Genomic DNA, 19215 nt, shown 5'->3' with positions numbered 1-19215 from the left:
CCCTGACAAGGCTTCACGCCAGCTTGCCATTGCCCTGAACCATCGGTGCCTTGGGCTTGCGGAACACCAGTACGTTGCCCAGCATCACCAGCACCAGCCCCACCAGAGCCGGCAAGGTCCACTGATACCCCTCGGCGAACGCCGACACGTTCAGCGCCACCACCGGGAACAGCACGGTGCAATACGCGGCGCGCTCCGGCCCCATACGCCCGACCAGTGTCAGGTAAGCAGTGAAACCAATCACCGACCCCGGAATGACCAGGTACAACAGCGAACCGATGTAGCGGGCGCTCCACTCCACATCGAATGGAATGCCTTTGACCAGGCACCACACCGACAGCATCGCCGCGCCATAGGCCATGCCCCAGGCATTGGTGGTCAGCGGCTTGAGCCCGGCTTTCTGTTGCAGGCTCGACAGCATGTTGCCCGCCGAGAAACACAGGGTGCCGCACAGCGCCAGACCCAGGCCGAGAAGGGTTTGCGGGCTGGCGGTATGGCCGACCAGTTCCGGCCAGAACAACAGGCCCAGACCACACAAGCCCAACGCGCCGCCCATCAGCACGTTACGGGCGATTTTCTGGCCGAAGAACACCCGTGCATTGAGGGCGTTCCACAGTGTCGCGGTGGAAAACACCACGGCGACCAGACCGCTGGGAATCCACTGGCTGGCCGTCAGGAAACACATGAAGTTGACGCAGAACAGGCACAGCCCTTGCGCCAGGCAAATCAAATGCCCACGACGGTTCATCACCTGTAACCGCCGACTGAGCAGCAACATCACAAACAGCACCAGTGCGGCGAGGCCGAAGCGATAAACGATCGACACGGGAATCGCCACGACACCCAACTGCCATTTCAAGGCAATCCAGGTGGTGCCCCAGATCAGCACGGTCAACAAATACAACGAAAGGTTCATGACAAAGGCTCCTCGATAGGAGCCCAGTGTCCGGCGTCGCGCCATGCCGCACTTGCATAAACTTGCGCTTTTGTCGCGCCACTGGCTGGCAGGCGCACGCCTACGGAGTAGGATGCAAGGCGTTGGAGAGAACTGATCATGCCCGCACTGGAAACCCTGCAAGTCTTTCAAGCCCTCAACCGCTCGCCCAATGCTCGCCTGGAGCACAGCGCCGAGCTCGGTGACGGCATGGCGGCAGCCTTGTGGAGCAACCATCACGACGCCCAGGATTACGAAGCGCCGAGCCACCACACTTTGTCCTGCTACATCGCCGGCGGCACCGGCACCTTTCGCCGCGATCAGCCCGGCACCAAGGGCGGCCCGGACAAGCTGTGCATCCTGCCGGCCGATCATCAGTCAGGCTGGGTGATCAATGGCGACATTCGTCTGGCCCACCTCTATTTCAGCCCGGAACAATTCGCCCTCGGCTGCGTCACGTTGCTGGACCGCGAGCCCCGTGAAGTGCAGTTGCGCGAAGGCACGTTCCTCGACGACCCGCTGCAAGCGCGGCGCTTTCGACAGATGATCGGCCTCAATTGGGATGAACCCGGCGAACGCCTGCTCACCAGCAGCCTGGCCCACGAAATGCTCAGCCATGCCTTGCTCAGTCAGGTCGGCCTGCGCGACGGATTGCGACTCAAGGGCGGGTTGGCGGCGCATCAGCGGCGACAGTTGGTGGAGTACATCGACAGCCAGTTGGGCGAAGCCATCAGCCTGGGACAACTGGCAGCGCTGTGCGCGCTGTCGGAGTACCACTTTGCGCGGATGTTCCGCGAAAGCTTCGGCCTGCCGCCGCACCAGTACGTGCTGGCACGGCGACTGGGCCGGGCGCGGGAATTATTGCGCTCGACATCGCAGCCGCTGGGGGATATCGCGCTGACCTGCGGATTTGCCAGTGCCAGTCACTTCACCAATCGCTTTCGCCAGGTCTTGGCGGGGACGCCGGGCGAATATCGGCAGGCGTTTTTGCGCTAGGTTCGGGATATCAAGCGGCTGTCAGACCGCCATCGCGAGCAGGCTCGCTCCCACAGGGGAATGCATTCCAATTGTGGGAGCGAGCCTGCTCGCGATAAACGATGACGCGGTCTTGCGTTAGAACTCCAGCGTGCTGGACAAGGTCACCTGCCGCGAATCGCCCATCGACACAAAGAACCGGCTCGCCGCCGAGGTGTAGTAGGTGCGGTCAAACAGGTTCTTCACGTTGAGCTGAAACTTGACCTTTTGCCCGTCGAGTTGCGTGTCGTAGGTGGCGAACGCGTCGGCGACCGTGTAGCCCGGCAGCTCGAAATCATTCACCGCGTTGCCTTCCCGCTCCCCGACATAACGCGCCCCCGCGCCGACCCGCAGTTGATCGCCACCGATGACATTGCCGAAGTCGTACACCGCCGACAGCGAACCGCTGTTGCGGGCCACGTTTTGCAGTTTCTTGCCCTTGTAGTCCGGGTCCTCGGTCACTTCGGCATCGGTGTAGGCGTAACTGCCGATCATGCTCCAGCGATCGCTCAGTTGACCGCTCAGGTCCAGTTCAAGACCACGGGAACGCACTTCGCCGGCGGCGCTGTAAATCGTGACCGGGCCTTCGGAATTGGCCACCAATACGTTGCGTTTATTGATATCGAACAGGGCGATGTTGCCGGTGACCCGCCCCGGCATATCGAGCTTGGCACCGATCTCCCAGGACTTGGCTTCTTCCGGCGCAATGCTGCCATCGAGCACGGTACTGCTGCCGCTCAGGGGGGCGATGGTCGAGTTGGGTTTGAAGGATTCGGTGTAGCTGCCGTAGAACGACAATTCATCGGTGTAACGGTAGACGAGGCCCGCGCGCGGCACCCATTTCTGGCCGTTGCTGTCGGTGTTGGCCTTGAATGGCACGCCTTTGCCGGCGTACTGGTCGTACGCCTGGAAACGCCCGCCCGCTACAAAAATCCATTGGTCGGTGAGGTGAATCGAGTCCTGCACAAACACCGAATCGCTACGCAGCAAATCGGTCTGGGCGCTGTCCGCCGCGCTGACTGTGGTGCCTTCGACTTCACGGCCATAGACCGGGTTGAGGTAGCTGAACGTGCTCAGGCTTTTCTGGCGGATCAGGTCGGCACGGTAGATCTTGCGGTACTCGTCATCGATCCCGAACACCAAGTCATGCTGCATGCCCGCAACATTGACCTTGCCTTCAAGGCTGGCCGTGGCGAACCGGTCGGTGCTGATCACATTCTGCGTGCCGTCCATGCTGCGGGTCAGGGTGCCTTTAGTGGTGTCGATGGCGGTGACACGGACTTGGCTGGCGTCGTAGGTTTCGCGGTTCCAGCTGTAGCCGAAGTGGGCGTTCCAGTTGTCGTTGAGTTCGTGATCGGCCTCGAAATGATAGAGATCCGAACGCCCTTCCATGTCGTTGAACGGCTCGTCGAGGCGCTCATTGCGAGAGATGTCCAAGGGGTGGTTGGTGCGCGGATCGATCACCGTGCCACGGTCGAACGGGGTGAGAAATTCGCGATGCTCATAGGCGAAGAGCAGCTTGGTGCGCTCGCCGAACCAGGCCAGCGACGGCGCCACCAGGGTCTCGCGATGCACGCCGTAGTTGCGCCAGTAATCTTCGTCTTCGTGGTCCAGCACCATGCGATAGGCCAGGCCGGAAGTGCCCAGGGCACCGGTGCTGTCGAAGCTGCCGCCGCTGCCGTTCTTGCCGTCGCCGTAAGTCGAGCCACGCAGGGTCAGGGCGTTGTACTGCTCGAGTTCTGGCTTTTTACTGACCATGTTCACCACACCGCCCGGGTCCTGAATCCCGTAGAGCAACGAAGCCGGCCCCTTGAGCACTTCAACCCGGTCCACCGTGGCGTTCATGCCACGGCCCTGCACCAGGGGCATGCCGTCGCGCATGATCGAGCCGTTGCGGTTGTCACCGAAGCCGCGGGTCATCACCGAATCCTGGGTGCTGCCCAGCGTATTGCCCTGGGTAATGCCGCTGACGTTGGCCAGCGCGTCATCGAGATTGCGCGGTGCCTGATCGCGAATGACCTGGGCCGCCACCACGTTGATGGTCTGCGGAATCTCCTGAATCGGCGCCGAACTGCGCATGATCGAACTGGTGGGCGGCGGCTGGTAACTAGTGGATTGATCCATCACCGAAGTGATGGTGGTCGCCCCCAGGTTCAAGGCGCCTTCGGTGGGCTGCGGTTCCAGTGCGATGGTGTGATCGTCAGTGCGACGGAAGGTGAAGCCTGAACCACTGAGTAAACGCTGCAGCGCCTGTTCGGCACTCATCTGGCCGTTGATGGCCGGTGCGTTGAGGCCGTAGGGCGCTTCATCGGTGTAGATCACACTGATACCAGTAACGCGGCTGAAGTCGCTCAGGGCCTGGGGCAGCGGTTTGGCGGCCATCGAAAAACTGAAGGGCGCGCGTTGTGGGGCACGGGTGTCTGCAGCCATCGCCACACTCAGCGGCAACAACGCCAACGCCGAAAAGCTCAACGCAGCAACACCCCACCATTGTTTGACCGAACCCGATTTTGCCCTGGACTTCATGACTCGTGACCTGTGTAGAACCGCAATGGATGCGAATGAATCGCAGTTTCAGTCACTACACGAATGGCGTTCGGATTTACCTCAGCACAAAGTTGAAAATAATTTTATCGAGGGTGATTGGCTGACCAGCGATGGCGCCATAAGGCTCAACGCAAAATAATCAAATGCCCCAGAAGCTGGTGTTGCTCAAATCCCAGTACTCCCTGCAACGAACTCAGCACCGACTGCGGGTCCTTGCTCGGGAAGCTGCCACTGACCCGACGTTTCGCCAGTTCATCGTTGAGCAACACGATCCGTCCCGGGTAATAGCGCCCCAGGTCCTGGACCACATCGGCCAGTGTCGCTTTGTAGTAATTGAGCCACCCCTGGCGCCACGCCAACTGCGCTTCGCTGTCCACCGCGTGGAGTTTTTCCGCCAGGCCTTCGCCATACGCCACTTGCTGGCCGGCCGTCAGGACCTGCTGCTCGGCGTTCCTGTCCGCCGTCACACCGACCCGCCCGGACAACACCGTGACCTTCGCCCCATGGGCTTGCAGGCGCACCTCGAACTGCGTGCCCAACACTTGGGCGCGGCCCTTTTCGGCCTCCACCACAAACGGCTCGCCGGTGTGGGTCACGTTGAAAAAACCGGCCCCTCGTCGCACCCGCACATGCCGCTCGCCGCGACTGAAATCCACGGCGATGGCGCTGTCGGCATCAAGGGTGACCTGCGACTGATCGGCCAGGGTGACGGTGCGGATTTCCCCCGGTGCCGACACATAATCGGCCCCCAGGTCATCGACCCAGCGCGACGGCTGCCAACCCGTACCCAGGCTGATCATCAACAGCAGGCACGCCGCCATGGCCAACACACCGGACCAACGCGCAACGCTGCGGCGGCGCGAGCGGTTCATGGCGTCGAGATAACCTTGCAGGGCCGATGCATCCTCATCCGCCATCGTCCGCGCCGGCACTTCGCTCAGTTCCCAGACAACCTGAGCACGGGCATAGGCCTCGGCATGGGCCGGGTCGGCCTGCAACCACTGGCTGAACGTCGCCTGATCACCGCTGCTGGGCTGGTCATGCAGCAGACTCAGCCAGGCCAGTGCCGCCTGTTCCTGTGCTGGCGTCGGGATGATGGGTTCAATGGTATTCACTTCGCTTTCCCTGGCGTGCGAGGTTCGGGCTCCCGCAGGCTGGCCTTGCAGGCCTCGAGCGCGCGCATCATGTGTTTTTCCACGGCACTTTGGGACAGCCCCATGGCCTTGGCGATCTCGGCGTATTTGCGGCCATGGATACGATTGAGCAGAAAGATCTGCCGCGTGCGTTCGGGCAATGCGCGCAATGCTGCCTCGACATGACGCAGATCGTTGCCCGCCTCCAGTGCCGCTTGCGGTTCGCTGCCCACGCCATCCACCGGTTCGACCATCAGACCTTCGCTGGCCCGCACCCGCGAGCCCTCACTGCGCAAATGGTCGATGGCGATGTTTCCCGCGCAACGCAACAGATAGGTGCCGAGCTCTTCGACCTGCACCAGCGGCCGTCGCCAGAAACGCAGAAACAAGTCCTGAACCAGGTCCGCCGCCGTCGCCCGGCAGCCGACGCGACGACTGACCAGCGCTTCCATTTGCGAACGTTGCGAGAGGAACACCTGAAGAAAATGCGCACGGTCGCCGTGCACGTCGTCGCGTTGGATTTCGCGGGGTTCGGGAGGACGAGTGATCATCGATTCGGTACTGCGCCCATGCGGTAATCGGCCTGGCCAGCAGCACCGCACTGAGCATCAACGGTAAAACGAGGGGACGTGCCGAGGGTGCCTTTCATGTTGCGACCTGGAAACCGATGAAGCCGCGTGAACATCACGGGCCAACAAGGCCGCCAATACTAATGATAAATATTCTCATGCGCAAAAAAATAATGGATGAAACAGCGTTCCAATGCCAATGACGCTGAAAACGAAACGGGCCTGCAATGCAGGCCCGTTCGAGTGGGTGGTTTAAAAGTGAATCAGGTTTCAGCCGTTTTGCGCAGCCTGCTCGTTTTCAAGAAACTCTTCTTCCAGCAGCACGTCGGCGTGAGCCTCGCGCTCGAACGGCACCACAGTGGCTCGTGGTTTGCCGCGCAATTTGCCGAACAGGTGTTCCAGTGCGTGCTCGAGTTTCTCGGCGGCTCCATCGATCGCCAGTTCCAGGCTGGCGGCTTTATGGGTAACGGAAATCGGTTGGTGGCCTTTTGGCCGCGCTTCCAGTTGGCAGCGTAGATCGTGGGGACCAGGCTTGTCGCCGTTCTCGTCCCGCAGGTGAACCTCCACTCGGGTCAGGTCCTCCTCATAACGTTCGAGCGTGCTCTCAATGGTAGTACGTACCCACTCCTCCAGTCGGATGCTGCTTTGAATATGGTTATCGCTATTGACTTGGATTTGCATAGTTCATCCCTTATTTCAGCTAGCTCGCGAGAGGCCGGTCAGCTAAGCCCTTGGGCGTCATCACCGTGACCTCTTGATTTACACAATCGGTCTGTACGCTGAACAATTCAACCCCTAAAAAAAGATAAATTTTTAATCGAAAAAAAGCCGGACAACCGGCAAAAGCGCTGTTAAGGTCGGGAGTCGAGTCGCCCTGCTCCTCTGTCACAAATCCTCACATTTACTGGTCCGCAGTGGATGCTGGCCGCAAAAAATCCCCGCGTCCTCCTCCAGCGCCCACGCCAGCAATCGCCGCACATCCGTGCCTTCGAGGCCGGTAGAGAGCTGATCGCTTTGGAGGCACACACAGGTTTCTTGCCCTCAAATGGGCAGGCGGGAACACATGAGCAGCAGATATCCCTGTAGGCCCCGGCTTGCGGGAGATGGCAATTCATCAGGCGACACCCGTGCCAATCGTTACTGTGCTGTCGCCAGCAAGCCAGCGCCTGAAGGGGTTACCCGGCGCGCATTCGCTTTAGAGCCCCTCGGCTTTCCACAGCCATGATTGTCCGACAATCTTTCCGGCATGCCCCTTGCTACATCCCTGTTGCAAGCATTGATGGCGATTTGGCCATGAAGGCCGATGGTCCGGTGTTGCGAACTAATCCCGATATCGACCGGTCAACAACTGCACGTTCAATCAGGCGGTGACGCATCATGGACAACCCTTTCCAGCTCATTACCGATGCTTTTGCAGCGGATTATCAGATCAACCTGAGCATTCAGGGTCTCGATGGCAGCATCATGCTGACCCTGTCCAATAGCGGCCACATAGTGGCCAAACGCATGATCAGTGCTGACCAGCGCAACGACCCCGAGCGCCTCAAACGCCTGGTACAAAGCATTCAGTTCGGCATCGCCATCGAACAGGGCCACAGCGCCGTGGCCATTCTCGAAGCCATGACCGATGGCGACATGCGCAACCTGCCGCCGCCCCCCGCCAAAGGCCGGCCTCGACCTGCCATGAGGTTTTAAAGCTCGCCCTTCTCCACTTCCGGGTGTTCACTGGAGCCCGCGCCTGTCTTGCGGTGCGGGTTTTCAATTTTCACCGATGGGAATTGCGATGAAGCGTAACGCACCACCAGAATCGAAAACGCCAGCAGCAGAATCCCGCCGCACAGGTAGATGATCCCGATGTCCGGTGGGTTGTGGTGCGAGACGTTGGAAATCAGCAATCGTGTCAGCGCCGTGATCGCCACGTAGATCAGGAAACGCACCGGCATGTGATTGGTCTTGAAGTAAATCCCGACCATCGCCCCCAGCTCCAGGTAGATGAACAGCAGCAAGATGTCATCGATCTTGATGTGGCCCTGTTCGATCATCCCGAGAAATTCCATCACCGCTGCCCACGCGGTCACCGCACCAATGGCGAACAGCGCCAGATAGTGGAAGGTCTCGACGAACAGGTTGCCCAGGGACTCGGCCAGTTCATGCACGTTCTGCCGCAGGTTTTCTGCCCAGTTGATTTTCACGATGATGCTTCCTTAGGTCGGCTCGACCGGATAATGCGGGTTGGACATGACGATTGTTCTGCATGCAGAAACAAGGCCACGCCATGATGGCGGGGCGCTCTGGAACGCGCTCCGTGACGTTTGGTCGCACCCACCTGTCATCGACGAGCCTGACAAACCCTGTTTTCGGTCTAGATTAAAAAGCCACTACCCAAACACCCGGGTTTCGCTTATCCTTTTAGCTGTATATAGATACAGTAGTCGAATCAGACAACCAAATGTGAAGGCATGTGAGGTGGTGAATGGCCGTCGAAGTGGTATACCGCAGCAGCCGAGATCTGGAGCGCTTGTTCATGGATAAAGCCGAAGCTGACCGTCATGACAAAATGCTCGAACTGGCCGAGTTGTTGGCAGAAGTGTTGCAAAAAGCCGTTCCGTCCCTGACCGAACAGCAAGTGGAAGAAGCCGGGATCTACATGGCGAAGAACCGCGATGTGTTCGCCAAGGCGTTCAAGAGCCAGCCGGATGCGTTGTCCGAATTGCTCAGTGCACCTGTCGAAGTCGCAGAACCGGTTGAAGTGGCGACGCCCGTCGAGGAGCCAATCGCTGAACCGGTCGCTCCGGCGAAGCCAGCCAAGGCCGCCAAAGCAGCAAAGTAAGCAACGCCCAAATTGAACAGGCCCTGAGTCCGATGGAGTCAGGGCCTTTTTCATGCCGGGAAATCCACTCAGCGATACAAGACTTTCTCCGCCAATTCATCCGCCACCCGGGCCGGCGAACGCTTTTCTGCCTGGGCATGGGCGAAGACTTCCGTCAGCCGAGAGCTGATTTTCGACAGGTGGGCCGTGATGGTCGACAACTCTTCGCCACGGTGTTTGAGCGAGACGTAGATCAACCCGCCGGCATTGATCACGTAATCCGGCGCATACAGAATGCCCCGCCGCTCCAACTGATCGGCGACGTCCAGATGAGTCAGCTGATTATTCGCCGAACCGGCCACTGCCGAGCAGCGCAGTTGCGTCACGCTGTGGCTGCTGAGCACGCCGCCCAGGCCGCAGGGAGCGAGTATGTCGCATGGGGTGCTGAGCAATGCATCGTTGGCGATCGGGTGAGCGCCGAGTTGCTCCATGGCCAGTTGCACCTTGCCGTGGTCGATGTCGCTGACCAGCAGTTCGGCACCTGCGGCATGCAGTTGTTCCGCCAGCGCAAACCCGACATTGCCCAGGCCTTGAATGGCCACCCGTAAACCTTCGAGGTTGTCGCTACCCAGTCGCGCCATCGCGGTGCTGCGAATGCCGGTAAAAACACCCATCGCCGCATGGGGCGCAGGGTCGCCCGCCGAGGTGGTACTGGTGACATGTTGGGTCTGCTGGGCGATGCAATCCATGTCCGCTACCGACGTGCCGCTATCGATGGCTGTGATGTAGCGGCCGTCGAGCTGCTCGATGCAGCGCCCGAAGGCCTCGAACAGCGCCGCACGGTTGGCCACATGGACCGGCCGAATGATCACCGCCACGCCACCGCCCTGGGCCAGGCCGGCCAATGCGGCCTTGTAGCTCATGCCTTGGGCCAGGCGCACCGCATCCTCGATCGCAGATTCGTCGTTGGGGTAGGCAAGGTAACGACAACCACCCAGGGCAGGCCCCAGCCGGCTGTTATGAATGGCAATGACCGCCTTCAACCCGGTGACCGGGTCGACGCTCAGATGCAGCGATTCAAGGCGAGTGCTTTGCATGAGAGCGAACATCGTAAGGCTCCCGAATCACTTCTTGTAGTCGCCAGTATAGGCTTGCGCCCAAAAATTGCAGAAGCGCACCGGAATAAGCGCAGCCTTGATGCACGCATTCGGAAATAACCTGAATCAGCCTCTGCATGACACTGGACGAATGCTGGCGACGGGGCTAAAACGAGGCATTGTCCGGAGATTCTGATGACACCGCGCCAATCGTTTTTCGCCTGTCTGCAACGTTCACCGCCCGCGCTGTTCGAGGCAGCGCTATGGATTGCGGCCGAACATGACAGCGAGGTCAATCCCGAGGCGTTGCTCAAGGAATTCCATGAGCTGCAACAGCGCGTGAGTTCCGGCTTGCCGATGCTGCCGGTCAACGAACTGGCGCAACCCTTGTTACGCCGCATGAATGACCTGGGTTTCGCCCAGGACGACTTCAGCCCATTGCGCCCACAGGTGGCCTTGCTCAACAAGGTGCTGGAGTTGCGTCGCGGGCAACCGCTTTCCCTTGGGCTGATTGCCCTGGAGCTGGCCAGGGGCCTGGAAATCCCCTTGGTCGGGGTTAACTTTCCGGGACATTTCCTGCTGCGCGTACCGGGGGCCGATCACTTGCTCGATCCGTGCGGCGGCCGCCGGCTATACCCCAACGATTGCCGGGAATTGCTGCAACGCCAGTACGGCCCGAACATGAAACTCAGCGCCGAACACCTGGTTACCGCCGATCCCGTGCAGATGCTGCAACGCCTGTCGCGCAACCTGCGTCAACTGCACCTTTCCCACGACGATTACATCGGCGCCTTGATCGATGCCGAGCGCGTGCTGGAACTGGGCAATGGCAATGCCGCCGACTATCTGGCCCGGGCCAGTCTCTACCAACGGCTGGACTGCCCGAACGCCGAGCGCTTCGACCTGGAGCATGCGCTGTTGCTCAGCGACGACCCGATCCAGCGGATTCGCCTCACTGAACGGCTGGGGCATTTGCCGCCCAATTCCGTCGTTCATTGATCGCCTGCTCCCACAGGGGCAGGTGGAGGGCGTTAAGGTGTGTCGGGCTGATTCGCCGGATGCGCCTTGATGAACGCCGGATGGGTCGCCGCCAGCGCTGCCACACGACGGATGCGTGGATAGCCCTCAAGCGGAATATTGAAGCGCTCGGCCGCATACAGCTGCGGGATCAGGTAGACGTCGGCCAGACCTGGCTCAGGCCCGAAGCAGTACCCCTCGTCGCCGATCAACTGCTCCACGGTCGCCAGCCCCTGGCTGATCCAGTGCCCGATCCACTCCATCACCTGCGGTTCATCGTGGCCCAACTGGCGCAGCCTGTTGAGCACGCTGACATTGTGCAGCGGATGCACATCGCAACCGATCACCGCCGCCACACCACGCTCACGGGCGCGGGCCGCGAGGTCTTTCGACAGTAGCGGCGCCTGTGGATAACGCTCTTCCAGGTACTCGATGATCGCCGGTGACTGGATCAGCAGTTCACCTTCCTCGGTGCGCAAGGCCGGCACGCGGCCCTGCGGGTTGATCACCAGATACGCCGGCTGGCGGTGCTCGCCACCCGGCGGCGCGATCAGGTTGACCGGCAGCGCCTGGTAATCCAGGCCTTTGAGCGCCAATGCGATGCGCACCCGATAGGACGAGGTCGAACGGTAATAGGTGTAGAGCTGCATGACCCGTTCCCCTTAGCGTGCCGGCAACACTTTGCCACGGCATTCGCCGAAACCGATGGACGCAAAACCTTCACGGCTGCAACGGCCACGCAGGATGATTTCATCGCCGTCTTCAAGGAATTTGCGCACTTCGCCCGACGCCAGTTCGATCGGCTTTTTACCGCCCTCGGTGATTTCCAGCAGGCTGCCGAACTGACCGTTTTCCGGCCCGGACAGGGTGCCCGATCCGAACAGGTCGCCGGCCTGCAACTGGCAACCGTTGACGCTGTGGTGCGCGACCATTTGCGCCACGGTCCAGTACATGTGTTTTGTGTTGCTGAGGGTCAGGCGATGGGCTGGCAGGTTCTGCTCGCGCATGGCTTCGGTCAGCAGCAGCACCTCCAGTTCGATGTCGAAGCCGCCAGCCGCCTGATCACGCTTGTCGAACAGGTACGGCAGCGGCTGTGGATCGCCTTCCGGGCGCGCAGGCTGGGCGCGACGGAACGGCTCCAGCGCTTCGGCGGTGACGACCCACGGCGAGATGCTGGTGATGAAGCTCTTCGACAGGAACGGCCCCAGCGGCTGGTATTCCCAGGCCTGGATGTCCCGTGCCGACCAATCGTTGAGCAGGCAGAAGCCGGCGATGTGATCGGCGGCATCGCCAATGGCGATGGAGTCACCCATCTCGTTGCCCTGGCCGATCCAGATACCCAGCTCCAGTTCGTAGTCCAGGCGCGCGCACGGACCGAAAGTCGGTTCGCTCTGACCCGCCGGCAAGGTCTGGCCTTTCGGGCGACGGACGTCAGTGCCGGAGGGGCGAATGGTCGAGGCGCGGCCGTGGTATCCGATCGGCACGTACTTGTAGTTCGGCAGCAACGGGTTATCCGGGCGGAACAGTTTGCCGACGTTCTGCGCGTGCTCGATACCGACATAGAAGTCGGTGTAGTCGTTGATTTTCGCCGGCAGGTGCATCACGCAATCCGCCGCCAGTGGCAGGAGTTTGGCGCCCTGGGCCTCGATCTTGCCGCGCAGGCTGCTGCCTTCCTCGAGCAACTCGATCAAACGCTGACGCAAGGCTACGCGAGCTTCACGACCGAGTTCGAAGAACGCATTCAACTGACCGCCACGTGTGGCTTCGACGGCGGCTTTTGCTGCGCCATCGAACAGGCCGGCATCGAGTGCGGCCTCCAGATCGACAATATGCTCACCGATGGCCACGCCACTGCGTGGCGCCGAACCCTTCACGCTGAACACGCCCAGCGGCAGGTTTTGCAGCGGGAAATCCGCGTGGCCGTTGGCGGAGGCAACCCAACTGCGAGGGATGGAAGTCTGCGTCATGGGTTATCTCCGTGTCGGGTCGAAAGTGGCGGGCAATGTGGCCCAGCAGGCATCGTAATGGGTTTGCAGTTGCGGGCAATCGAGGGCGAACCGGCTCGGGCGCAGCACCTGGCTGGTCTCGAACATGAAGGCCATGGTGTTGTCGATTTTCACCGGCTTGAGGTCAGCATTAATGGCTTTGGTGCAGGTTTCACCATCCGGGCCGTGGGCGCTCATGCAGCTGTGCAAGGACGCACCGCCGGGCACGAAGCCTTCAGCCTTGGCGTCGTACTCGCCTTTGATCAGGCCCATGAATTCGTTCATCAGATTGCGGTGGAACCACGGTGGACGGAAGGTGTTTTCGGCCACCATCCAGCGTGGCGGGAAGATCACGAAGTCGAGATTGGCCAGGCCGTGGACGCTGGTCGGCGAGGTCAACACGGTGAAAATCGACGGGTCCGGATGGTCGAAGCTGACGGTGCCGATGGTGTTGAAGCGGCGCAGGTCATATTTGTACGGCACGTTATTGCCGTGCCAGGCGACCACGTTCAGCGGCGAATGATCGAGCTCGCAGCCCCACAGCTGACCGAGGAATTTCTGCACCAGCGTGGTCGGCTGCTTGAGGTTTTCGTAATGGGCCACCGGGGTCAGGAAGTCCCGCGGGTTGGCCAGGCCATTGCTGCCAATCGGCCCCAGATCCGGCAGGCGAAGCGGCGCACCATGGTTCTCGGCGAGGTAGCCGCGGGCTTGCGGGTCAAGCAATTCGATGCGGAATTTCAAGCCGCGCGGCAGCACGGCGATTTCCAGCGGCTCCAGTTCCAGCACGCCCAGTTCAGTGGCGATGCGCAGACGACCCTGCTCCGGCACCAGCAGCCATTCGCCGTCGGCGTTGAAGAACACACGTTCCATGGAGCGGTTGGCGCGGTAGCTGTAGATGCTGATCCCGGCCGGTTTGTCGGCGCTGCCGTTGGCGGCCATGCTCACCAGGCCGTCGATGAAGTCGGTCGGTTCAGCGGGAATATCCAGCGGGTTCCAGCGCAGTCGATTGGGGGTCACTTCACCCAGTGGACCACCGGCCAATTGCCGCTCTAGTTTGACGAATGCCGGGTGATTGGCCGATGGCTGGATGCGGTACATCCATGTCCGCCGGGCTTCGCTGCGGACCATGGTGAACGCGGTGCCGGAGAACAGTTCGGTATAGAGGCCGTACGGGGCTTTTTGCGGCGCGTTCTGGCCGACCGGCAGCGCACCGGGCAGTGCCTCACTGCTGAATTCGTTGCCGAAGCCTGACTGGTAAACCAGCGCTGGCGCCGTTGAATCGAGGTTCATGGAGCCTCCTGAACAGGGAGTGGGCAGTGGCCTGTCACTCCGTTGCAGAGGTCTGGGCACGCCGGGGTTATTTTTATCGTAATCCAATTACGCATAACGTAATTTGATTGGTATTGACCGTCAAGCTATAAAGACGCCCATTCGTCCCGGGATCACACCGCCTCCATGGAAAAGCCAGACAGCAACGGTAAACAGAAAGTCCGCTCGGCCGAGGTGGGTACTGACATCCTCAAGGCCCTGGCCGAGTTATCACCCTCGACTTCACTCTCGCGCCTGGCCGAACACGTGCACATGCCGGCGAGCAAGGTTCACCGCTATTTGCAGGCACTGATCGCCAGCGGGTTTGCCGAACAGAACAGCGCCACCAACCATTACGGCCTGGGCCGCGAAGCCTTGCGCGTCGGGTTGGCCGCACTCAACAGTATGGACGTGCTGAAAGTCGCCGCCCTGCCCTTGGCCGAGTTGCGCGACGACTTGAACGAGACCTGCTTCCTGGCGGTGTGGGGCAACCAGGGGGCAACCGTGGTGCACATCGAACCGGCGGTGCGTGCGGTGACGGTTGTGACGCAATTGGGCTCGGTGCTGCCATTGCTCAGTTCGTCGACGGGCCTGGTGTTTGGCGCCTACCTGCCCAAGCGCGAAACCGTGGACTTGCGCGAACAGGAATTGCAGGGGCAATCAGCCCACGCGCTGGCGGATGACCAAACCTATGCAGCCATGTGCGAGCAGATCCGCACACGTGGCCTGCATCATGTGCATGGGTTGTTGATGCCCGGCGTGGACGCCTTGTCGGCGCCGGTGTTCAACGCGATGGGGAAAGTGGTGGCCGTGCTGACGGTGGTAGGCCCGACGTCGCTGTTTCATGCCGACGAAAACGGCCCGGCGGCGCGGCGATTACTCGCAGCGTCGCGGGCCGTCAGTTGGCGCATGGGATACGAGAGTCCCGCCCAATCAGACCAGGAAATCCGGAACGATTTCGATCACTAAATCGCGGATATCCGTCGCCGTGAGCTGTGGATGAAGATGACGCTCTTCGGCACTGTAGGCGACCGAATAAACGCCCATCCCCTCGCCGGAATAGAACGGAATTTCATCGTCCTGCAAATGAGCGTATAGATCTTCAACCAGGCTTCTTGATTGAATGACTTTTTGCACCCCGAGTTCAACGATAAAACTGGTCACGTACACGCTATCAATATCCACTTCGGGTATTTGATATTTCAATGCCGCGTGCACCGTCTCAAAGTCCAATGGCTTGATCGAGCGCTTTGAAAGATTGATCGAGGGAGCACTGGTCAGCGCATTGACTATGTCGATGACGATGCGCTCAAAGCCCGGCATATCCAGAGCCTTGACCCTGTCTTTGGCTTCAAAGGAAAACCGCCGACTGAAAATTTCATTTAGGGCCTGTACATAATTAGGCAACTGTTCGCTTTCGACCCAACCCAGTGTTTCTTCGAATAGTGTTTGGGAAGAGATGACATTTTTGCTGATCAGATCATCCAACGTATTCAAATAGGTCTTGAACGAGTTAACCCCGAGCTTTTGCAGCCGCTCAACCAACAACACTTCTACCGCAAAATCTGCGCGAATTTTCTTCAACGCCATCATCTTGTGGGGAGAAAAGAAACTGTCACTCATAAAAACTTCCGGTGTCGTTATCTGGCACGTACATCCTGCACGGCCAGCTGTTTCACATCAGCACGCGTCGAACCCCGACAGTGCTGAGGAAAACAAAATCAATAAATGATATTCATACCAACTGACGCTGGCATCACTTCTTTCATCCGTTTACGGAGTCACCCAGAAAAACCTGGGCGATGTCCACGCCCATTCTGTTGACCTCCTCAAAGTCCAGCCCCTTGAAACGATAGGTCGGGTCAAATGTGTAAGGCTCGGTAAACAGCCCCAGCGTCTCCCCTTCAAAGTGGGGAATCTCGCGATCCTGCAGCAGTAGAAAGAACGCCCACACCAGTGTTTGGGAATAAGTTACCTGCGGATCTTCAAGCTTATGAATGCCGTTCACATACACTTTATCGACATCGATACCACGCCCACCGAGCCTTGCATGCAACATGGCACGCACGCGTTCAATATTGAGTTCTTCCATGATTTATCTTCCTTGCTTGCCAACTAATTAATATCTGGTTTGTTGTTGCCGGAAAGCATACTAATCAAATCTGCACATCACGCACGCAGTAGAATGTTTCGTCATCTTGCAAGTTATACTCCGACAACTTAACCCACAGCCACTTCACCCTGACGATATAAGCCCCAACTTCTTCGCGATGGCCACCGCCTGGGTACGGCGTTCGACGCCCAACTTGCTATGAATTCGTCGCGCGTGGGTTTTTACTGTATGCAGCGAGATAAACAACTGCTCGGCGATCTGCTGATTCGAGTTGCCCTGAGCAATCAGACTGAGCACTTCCAGTTCGCGCGCGCTCAATGGATTGTCGTCCAGGGTCGGAGGCGTCATCTGTTCGTCTTCGCCCAATCGACTGAGCAATGTCGGCTGGCGCAGGCACAGTTCGCACAAGGCTTGTTGCAAATGGCAGCGTTTCACCAGCTCCAGTCCGGCCTGCAAGGCCGACTTGGCCAGAGCCGTCTCGCCCATCAGATCGGCCACTTCGCAGATCGCCAATTGCAGCTCCGCTTCAAGCGCCAGCCTCCCGTGACGTTGCGCTTGATCGAGCAACGCCTTGAGCCGCTCCAGCGGCTGCTTCGCCTGTTGCAGATACGTCTCGGCCAGCACCAACAGGTAATCGATCCGCGCGATCAGTTCCACGGTGGCCGGAGGCGCTTGACGGGCCTGTGGTCCACGGTAGTGCCGCAATACGCGGGTCAGTGCTTCATGAGCCAATTGCACTCGACCTTGCTGTAACCAGAAGTGACTGCTGATTTGCAGCAACACACTGCGATAAACCGTGTCGGGAATCTGCCGCTGCTGCATCAGGCGTTCGGCATCGCGTAACCGGTCAAAGGCGCGTGCGTAATCGCGCTGATTGGCGGCCACCTGTGCCAGCCCGAGAAAACCATACAGCGCACGTTTGTCCTGACTGTGCAGGCAGTCCTGCAGACCGGACTGGAAGAGCTCGGAAGCCAGGCTGTCCTGCCCCTGGCAGAGCGCCAGACGTCCGCGCCGCAAGGCTATCCGACCGAGCAGCGGGGTCGGGCGATCAGCCTGGCGACACAACAATTCATGGATATCCGCCAGCAGGCTTTCGGCTCGCTGGGGAGCGCCGCGTTGCTCCAGCCACTGGGCATGATCGAGTTCGAGCAAGCCTTCGAACAGCAGCGAACCTTGCGCCCGCGCCAGACACAGCGCCTCACGGTTAAAGGCCTGCGCCGCATCGAGGTCGGCGCTGAGCAGTGCTTGCTGGGTCAGCCCGGACAGGCATAACAATCGCGCGGCCCAGGCATCGGCGCCCAACTCGGCCAGCGCTTCGATAAAGTGCGTGCGCGCCGCTTCCATCCGTCCCTGCAAATGCAGCAACCAGCCTTGCTGCGCCTGCCAGCGCGCCAGCAGTTGCCGTTGCAGGGCAGCCGTGGGCTGGGGGGTGAACCGGACCAGTTGCTCAATGCACGCGGCCGCCTGATCGAAGCGTCCGGCAAACAACAATGCCGCAGTAATCAAGCCCACCAATTGCGGCGTTCCGAAGGTCAACTCTTCGCCCTGGCGCTCATGCAGATCGAGCAGCAAGCGCACATTCTCTCGGCGGAACAAGTGCTCAAAGCTGAAGTGCTGCAACAGACTGACCGCAACCTCGAACTCTTCGGCCAGCAACGCCTGCTCGAACGCGCCTTGCCAGTCCTGCTCGGCGGTGAACCACTGGCAGGCACGCCGATGCCAGGAACGTCCCGCCGAATCCTGCTCGTCACGCATGGCTCGGGCGAGTGGCACAAACACTCGCAGCCAGTCGGGCGAATCCTCCCAGGGTTCGATGAAACAACCCATGTCCTGCAAGGCGTGCAGCCACTGCGCGCCCTCACCGGCGCCAAACAGATGCTCGCACAGACCGGCATTGAATCGCGGCAGGTGCGCCAGTACTTGCCAGGCTTCAAGCAGTTCCGGCGGCAGGGTGTTGAACAGTTCATGTTGCAAGTAGTCGAGCAGCGTCGCCGATCGTCCCTGCTTGTCCTGCCCGGCCACCCATTGACAACCATCGAGCAAGGCAATGCGCGTGCCGGCGCACCAGCCACCGCTGCGCTGGATGATCTTCCTGGCCGTAATCGCTGCCTGCCCTGGCGCGACATGGACGAGCAACTGTTCGATGTCCGACTCGTTGAACGCCAGCGCGCGCGCCTCGCACTCGTACAACTCATCATCGAGCAACAACCGTGGCCAATTGCATGACGGACGCCGACGCGAGCTCAACCACCAGTTCAACAATGGATTTCTGACTGCCAGCAAACGGTCCAGCAAGCGGTCGAGTTCAGGATTGGGCACGCGACAGTAATCATCGAGAAACACCCAGGTCGGCGTCTGCAACCGGGTCAGCGACTCCAGCAAAACGTGCTCATCCGCCGCTGCGAACCCCAGTGCCTGGGTCAGGCGCTGCTGAAAATCGACGACACTCAAACACGTCCCCGACAACGGCAACCAACACACCCGACAGTGCTCCGGCGCACGCAGCAGGCACTCGGTAAGCAGTGCACTCTTGCCGCTGCCGGCCGGTGCGCAGAGCAGCTTGACCCGGGCCGACGAGGCCAGCAGCGGTTCGGTCAAGCGCTCGCGAGCCAGGTGGTGAGAAGACAAACGAGGCAGGGGTCCAGGACGGTCCAGACTCAGGGTCATGGCAGTCATAGTAGAGGCGCCT

18 protein-coding genes and 1 pseudogene are annotated in these 19215 nt (G+C 60.1%); 6 read left to right on the top strand and 13 right to left on the bottom strand.

Features of this window, described 5'->3' with window-relative positions; translation table 11 throughout:
• Window positions 1-13: 13 nt before the first annotated feature.
• On the bottom strand, window positions 14-916 hold the full coding sequence (locus JQF37_RS17600; protein ID WP_103405246.1) for a DMT family transporter: 903 nt from the start codon (window positions 914-916) through the stop codon (window positions 14-16).
• Between the two features lie 138 nt (window positions 917-1054).
• Between JQF37_RS17600 and JQF37_RS17595 the strand changes: the two genes are divergently transcribed.
• Window positions 1055-1930 carry an AraC family transcriptional regulator gene (locus JQF37_RS17595; RefSeq protein WP_130204006.1) on the top strand — a complete coding sequence of 292 codons (876 nt, stop codon included), beginning with the start codon at window positions 1055-1057 and terminating at the stop codon, window positions 1928-1930.
• 117 nt (window positions 1931-2047) lie between these two features.
• On the opposite strand, the gene JQF37_RS17590 is transcribed toward JQF37_RS17595, so the two are convergent.
• Window positions 2048-4378, bottom strand: coding sequence for a TonB-dependent receptor (locus JQF37_RS17590; RefSeq protein ID WP_223272614.1), 2331 nt, complete (start codon window positions 4376-4378; stop codon window positions 2048-2050).
• Between JQF37_RS17590 and JQF37_RS31445 the strand changes: the two genes are divergently transcribed.
• On the top strand, window positions 4320-4634 hold the full coding sequence (locus JQF37_RS31445) for a hypothetical protein (protein ID WP_223272616.1): 315 nt from the start codon (window positions 4320-4322) through the stop codon (window positions 4632-4634). The genes JQF37_RS17590 and JQF37_RS31445 overlap by 59 nt on opposite strands.
• On the opposite strand, the gene JQF37_RS17585 is transcribed toward JQF37_RS31445, so the two are convergent.
• The 3 genes from JQF37_RS17585 to JQF37_RS17575 all read right to left on the bottom strand — a co-directional run bounded on the left by JQF37_RS17585 (window position 4621) and on the right by JQF37_RS17575 (window position 6878).
• Window positions 4621-5610, bottom strand: coding sequence for a FecR family protein (locus JQF37_RS17585; RefSeq protein ID WP_130204004.1), 990 nt, complete (start codon window positions 5608-5610; stop codon window positions 4621-4623). The two genes, JQF37_RS31445 and JQF37_RS17585, sit on opposite strands and share 14 nt — an antisense overlap.
• A complete protein-coding gene (locus JQF37_RS17580; RefSeq protein WP_130204003.1) occupies window positions 5607-6179 on the bottom strand; it encodes an RNA polymerase sigma factor in 573 nt (190 codons plus the stop codon). The genes JQF37_RS17585 and JQF37_RS17580 overlap by 4 nt, the downstream gene beginning before the upstream one ends.
• A gap of 288 nt (window positions 6180-6467) precedes the next feature.
• Window positions 6468-6878 (bottom strand): HPF/RaiA family ribosome-associated protein, encoded by a 411-nt coding sequence (locus JQF37_RS17575; RefSeq protein ID WP_130204002.1) that lies wholly within the window; start codon window positions 6876-6878, stop codon window positions 6468-6470.
• A 696-nt stretch (window positions 6879-7574) separates the two neighbouring features.
• Here JQF37_RS17575 and JQF37_RS17570 point away from each other — a divergent pair.
• A complete protein-coding gene (locus JQF37_RS17570; RefSeq protein ID WP_130204001.1) occupies window positions 7575-7892 on the top strand; it encodes a DUF3509 domain-containing protein in 318 nt (105 codons plus the stop codon).
• Here JQF37_RS17570 and JQF37_RS17565 read toward each other — a convergent pair.
• A complete protein-coding gene (locus JQF37_RS17565; RefSeq protein WP_047537873.1) occupies window positions 7889-8389 on the bottom strand; it encodes a phosphate-starvation-inducible PsiE family protein in 501 nt (166 codons plus the stop codon). The genes JQF37_RS17570 and JQF37_RS17565 overlap by 4 nt on opposite strands.
• 281 nt (window positions 8390-8670) lie before the next feature.
• On the opposite strand from JQF37_RS17565, the pseudogene JQF37_RS17560 reads away from it, so the two are divergent.
• Window positions 8671-8910: pseudogene (locus JQF37_RS17560) on the top strand (YebG family protein); the annotation flags it as partial.
• Between the two features lie 185 nt (window positions 8911-9095).
• On the opposite strand, the gene JQF37_RS17555 reads toward JQF37_RS17560, so the two are convergent.
• A complete protein-coding gene (locus tag JQF37_RS17555; RefSeq protein ID WP_047537867.1) occupies window positions 9096-10115 on the bottom strand; it encodes a Glu/Leu/Phe/Val dehydrogenase dimerization domain-containing protein in 1020 nt (339 codons plus the stop codon).
• A 183-nt stretch (window positions 10116-10298) separates the two neighbouring features.
• On the opposite strand from JQF37_RS17555, the gene JQF37_RS17550 reads away from it, so the two are divergent.
• The gene (locus JQF37_RS17550) at window positions 10299-11102 is read left to right on the top strand and encodes a transglutaminase family protein (RefSeq protein ID WP_130203999.1); all 804 of its coding nucleotides are present in this window, start codon (window positions 10299-10301) and stop codon (window positions 11100-11102) included.
• A gap of 32 nt (window positions 11103-11134) precedes the next feature.
• Here JQF37_RS17550 and maiA read toward each other — a convergent pair whose 3' ends face one another.
• From maiA to hmgA, 3 genes are read right to left on the bottom strand one after another with little or no spacing between them, the layout of a single operon-like run.
• On the bottom strand, window positions 11135-11770 hold the full coding sequence (gene maiA, locus JQF37_RS17545) for a maleylacetoacetate isomerase (protein WP_130203998.1): 636 nt from the start codon (window positions 11768-11770) through the stop codon (window positions 11135-11137).
• 12 nt (window positions 11771-11782) lie between these two features.
• On the bottom strand, window positions 11783-13087 hold the full coding sequence (gene fahA, locus JQF37_RS17540; protein ID WP_130203997.1) for a fumarylacetoacetase: 1305 nt from the start codon (window positions 13085-13087) through the stop codon (window positions 11783-11785).
• Window positions 13088-13090: 3 nt separating this feature from the next.
• Window positions 13091-14395, bottom strand: a complete 1305-nt coding sequence (gene hmgA, locus JQF37_RS17535; protein ID WP_130203996.1) for a homogentisate 1,2-dioxygenase — start codon at window positions 14393-14395, stop codon at window positions 13091-13093.
• Between the two features lie 165 nt (window positions 14396-14560).
• Between hmgA and JQF37_RS17530 the strand changes: the two genes are divergently transcribed.
• Window positions 14561-15382 (top strand): IclR family transcriptional regulator, encoded by an 822-nt coding sequence (locus JQF37_RS17530; protein WP_130203995.1) that lies wholly within the window; start codon window positions 14561-14563, stop codon window positions 15380-15382.
• On the opposite strand, the gene JQF37_RS17525 is transcribed toward JQF37_RS17530, so the two are convergent.
• The 3 genes from JQF37_RS17525 to JQF37_RS17515 form a co-directional block, all read right to left on the bottom strand.
• Window positions 15347-16036 (bottom strand): hypothetical protein, encoded by a 690-nt coding sequence (locus tag JQF37_RS17525; RefSeq protein WP_130203994.1) that lies wholly within the window; start codon window positions 16034-16036, stop codon window positions 15347-15349. The genes JQF37_RS17530 and JQF37_RS17525 overlap by 36 nt on opposite strands.
• Window positions 16037-16178: 142 nt before the next feature.
• Window positions 16179-16505 (bottom strand): hypothetical protein, encoded by a 327-nt coding sequence (locus JQF37_RS17520; protein ID WP_130203993.1) that lies wholly within the window; start codon window positions 16503-16505, stop codon window positions 16179-16181.
• A 144-nt stretch (window positions 16506-16649) separates the two neighbouring features.
• A complete protein-coding gene (locus tag JQF37_RS17515; RefSeq protein WP_130203992.1) occupies window positions 16650-19202 on the bottom strand; it encodes a LuxR C-terminal-related transcriptional regulator in 2553 nt (850 codons plus the stop codon).
• Window positions 19203-19215: the final 13 nt, after the last annotated feature.

The organism is Pseudomonas sp. MIL9, from assembly GCF_016887925.1.
In the GTDB taxonomy this organism is placed as follows: Bacteria; Pseudomonadota; Gammaproteobacteria; order Pseudomonadales; family Pseudomonadaceae; genus Aquipseudomonas; species Aquipseudomonas mohnii.
Note: the sequence above shows the minus strand (reverse complement) of the source record. Positions and strands in the feature narration are given on the sequence as shown.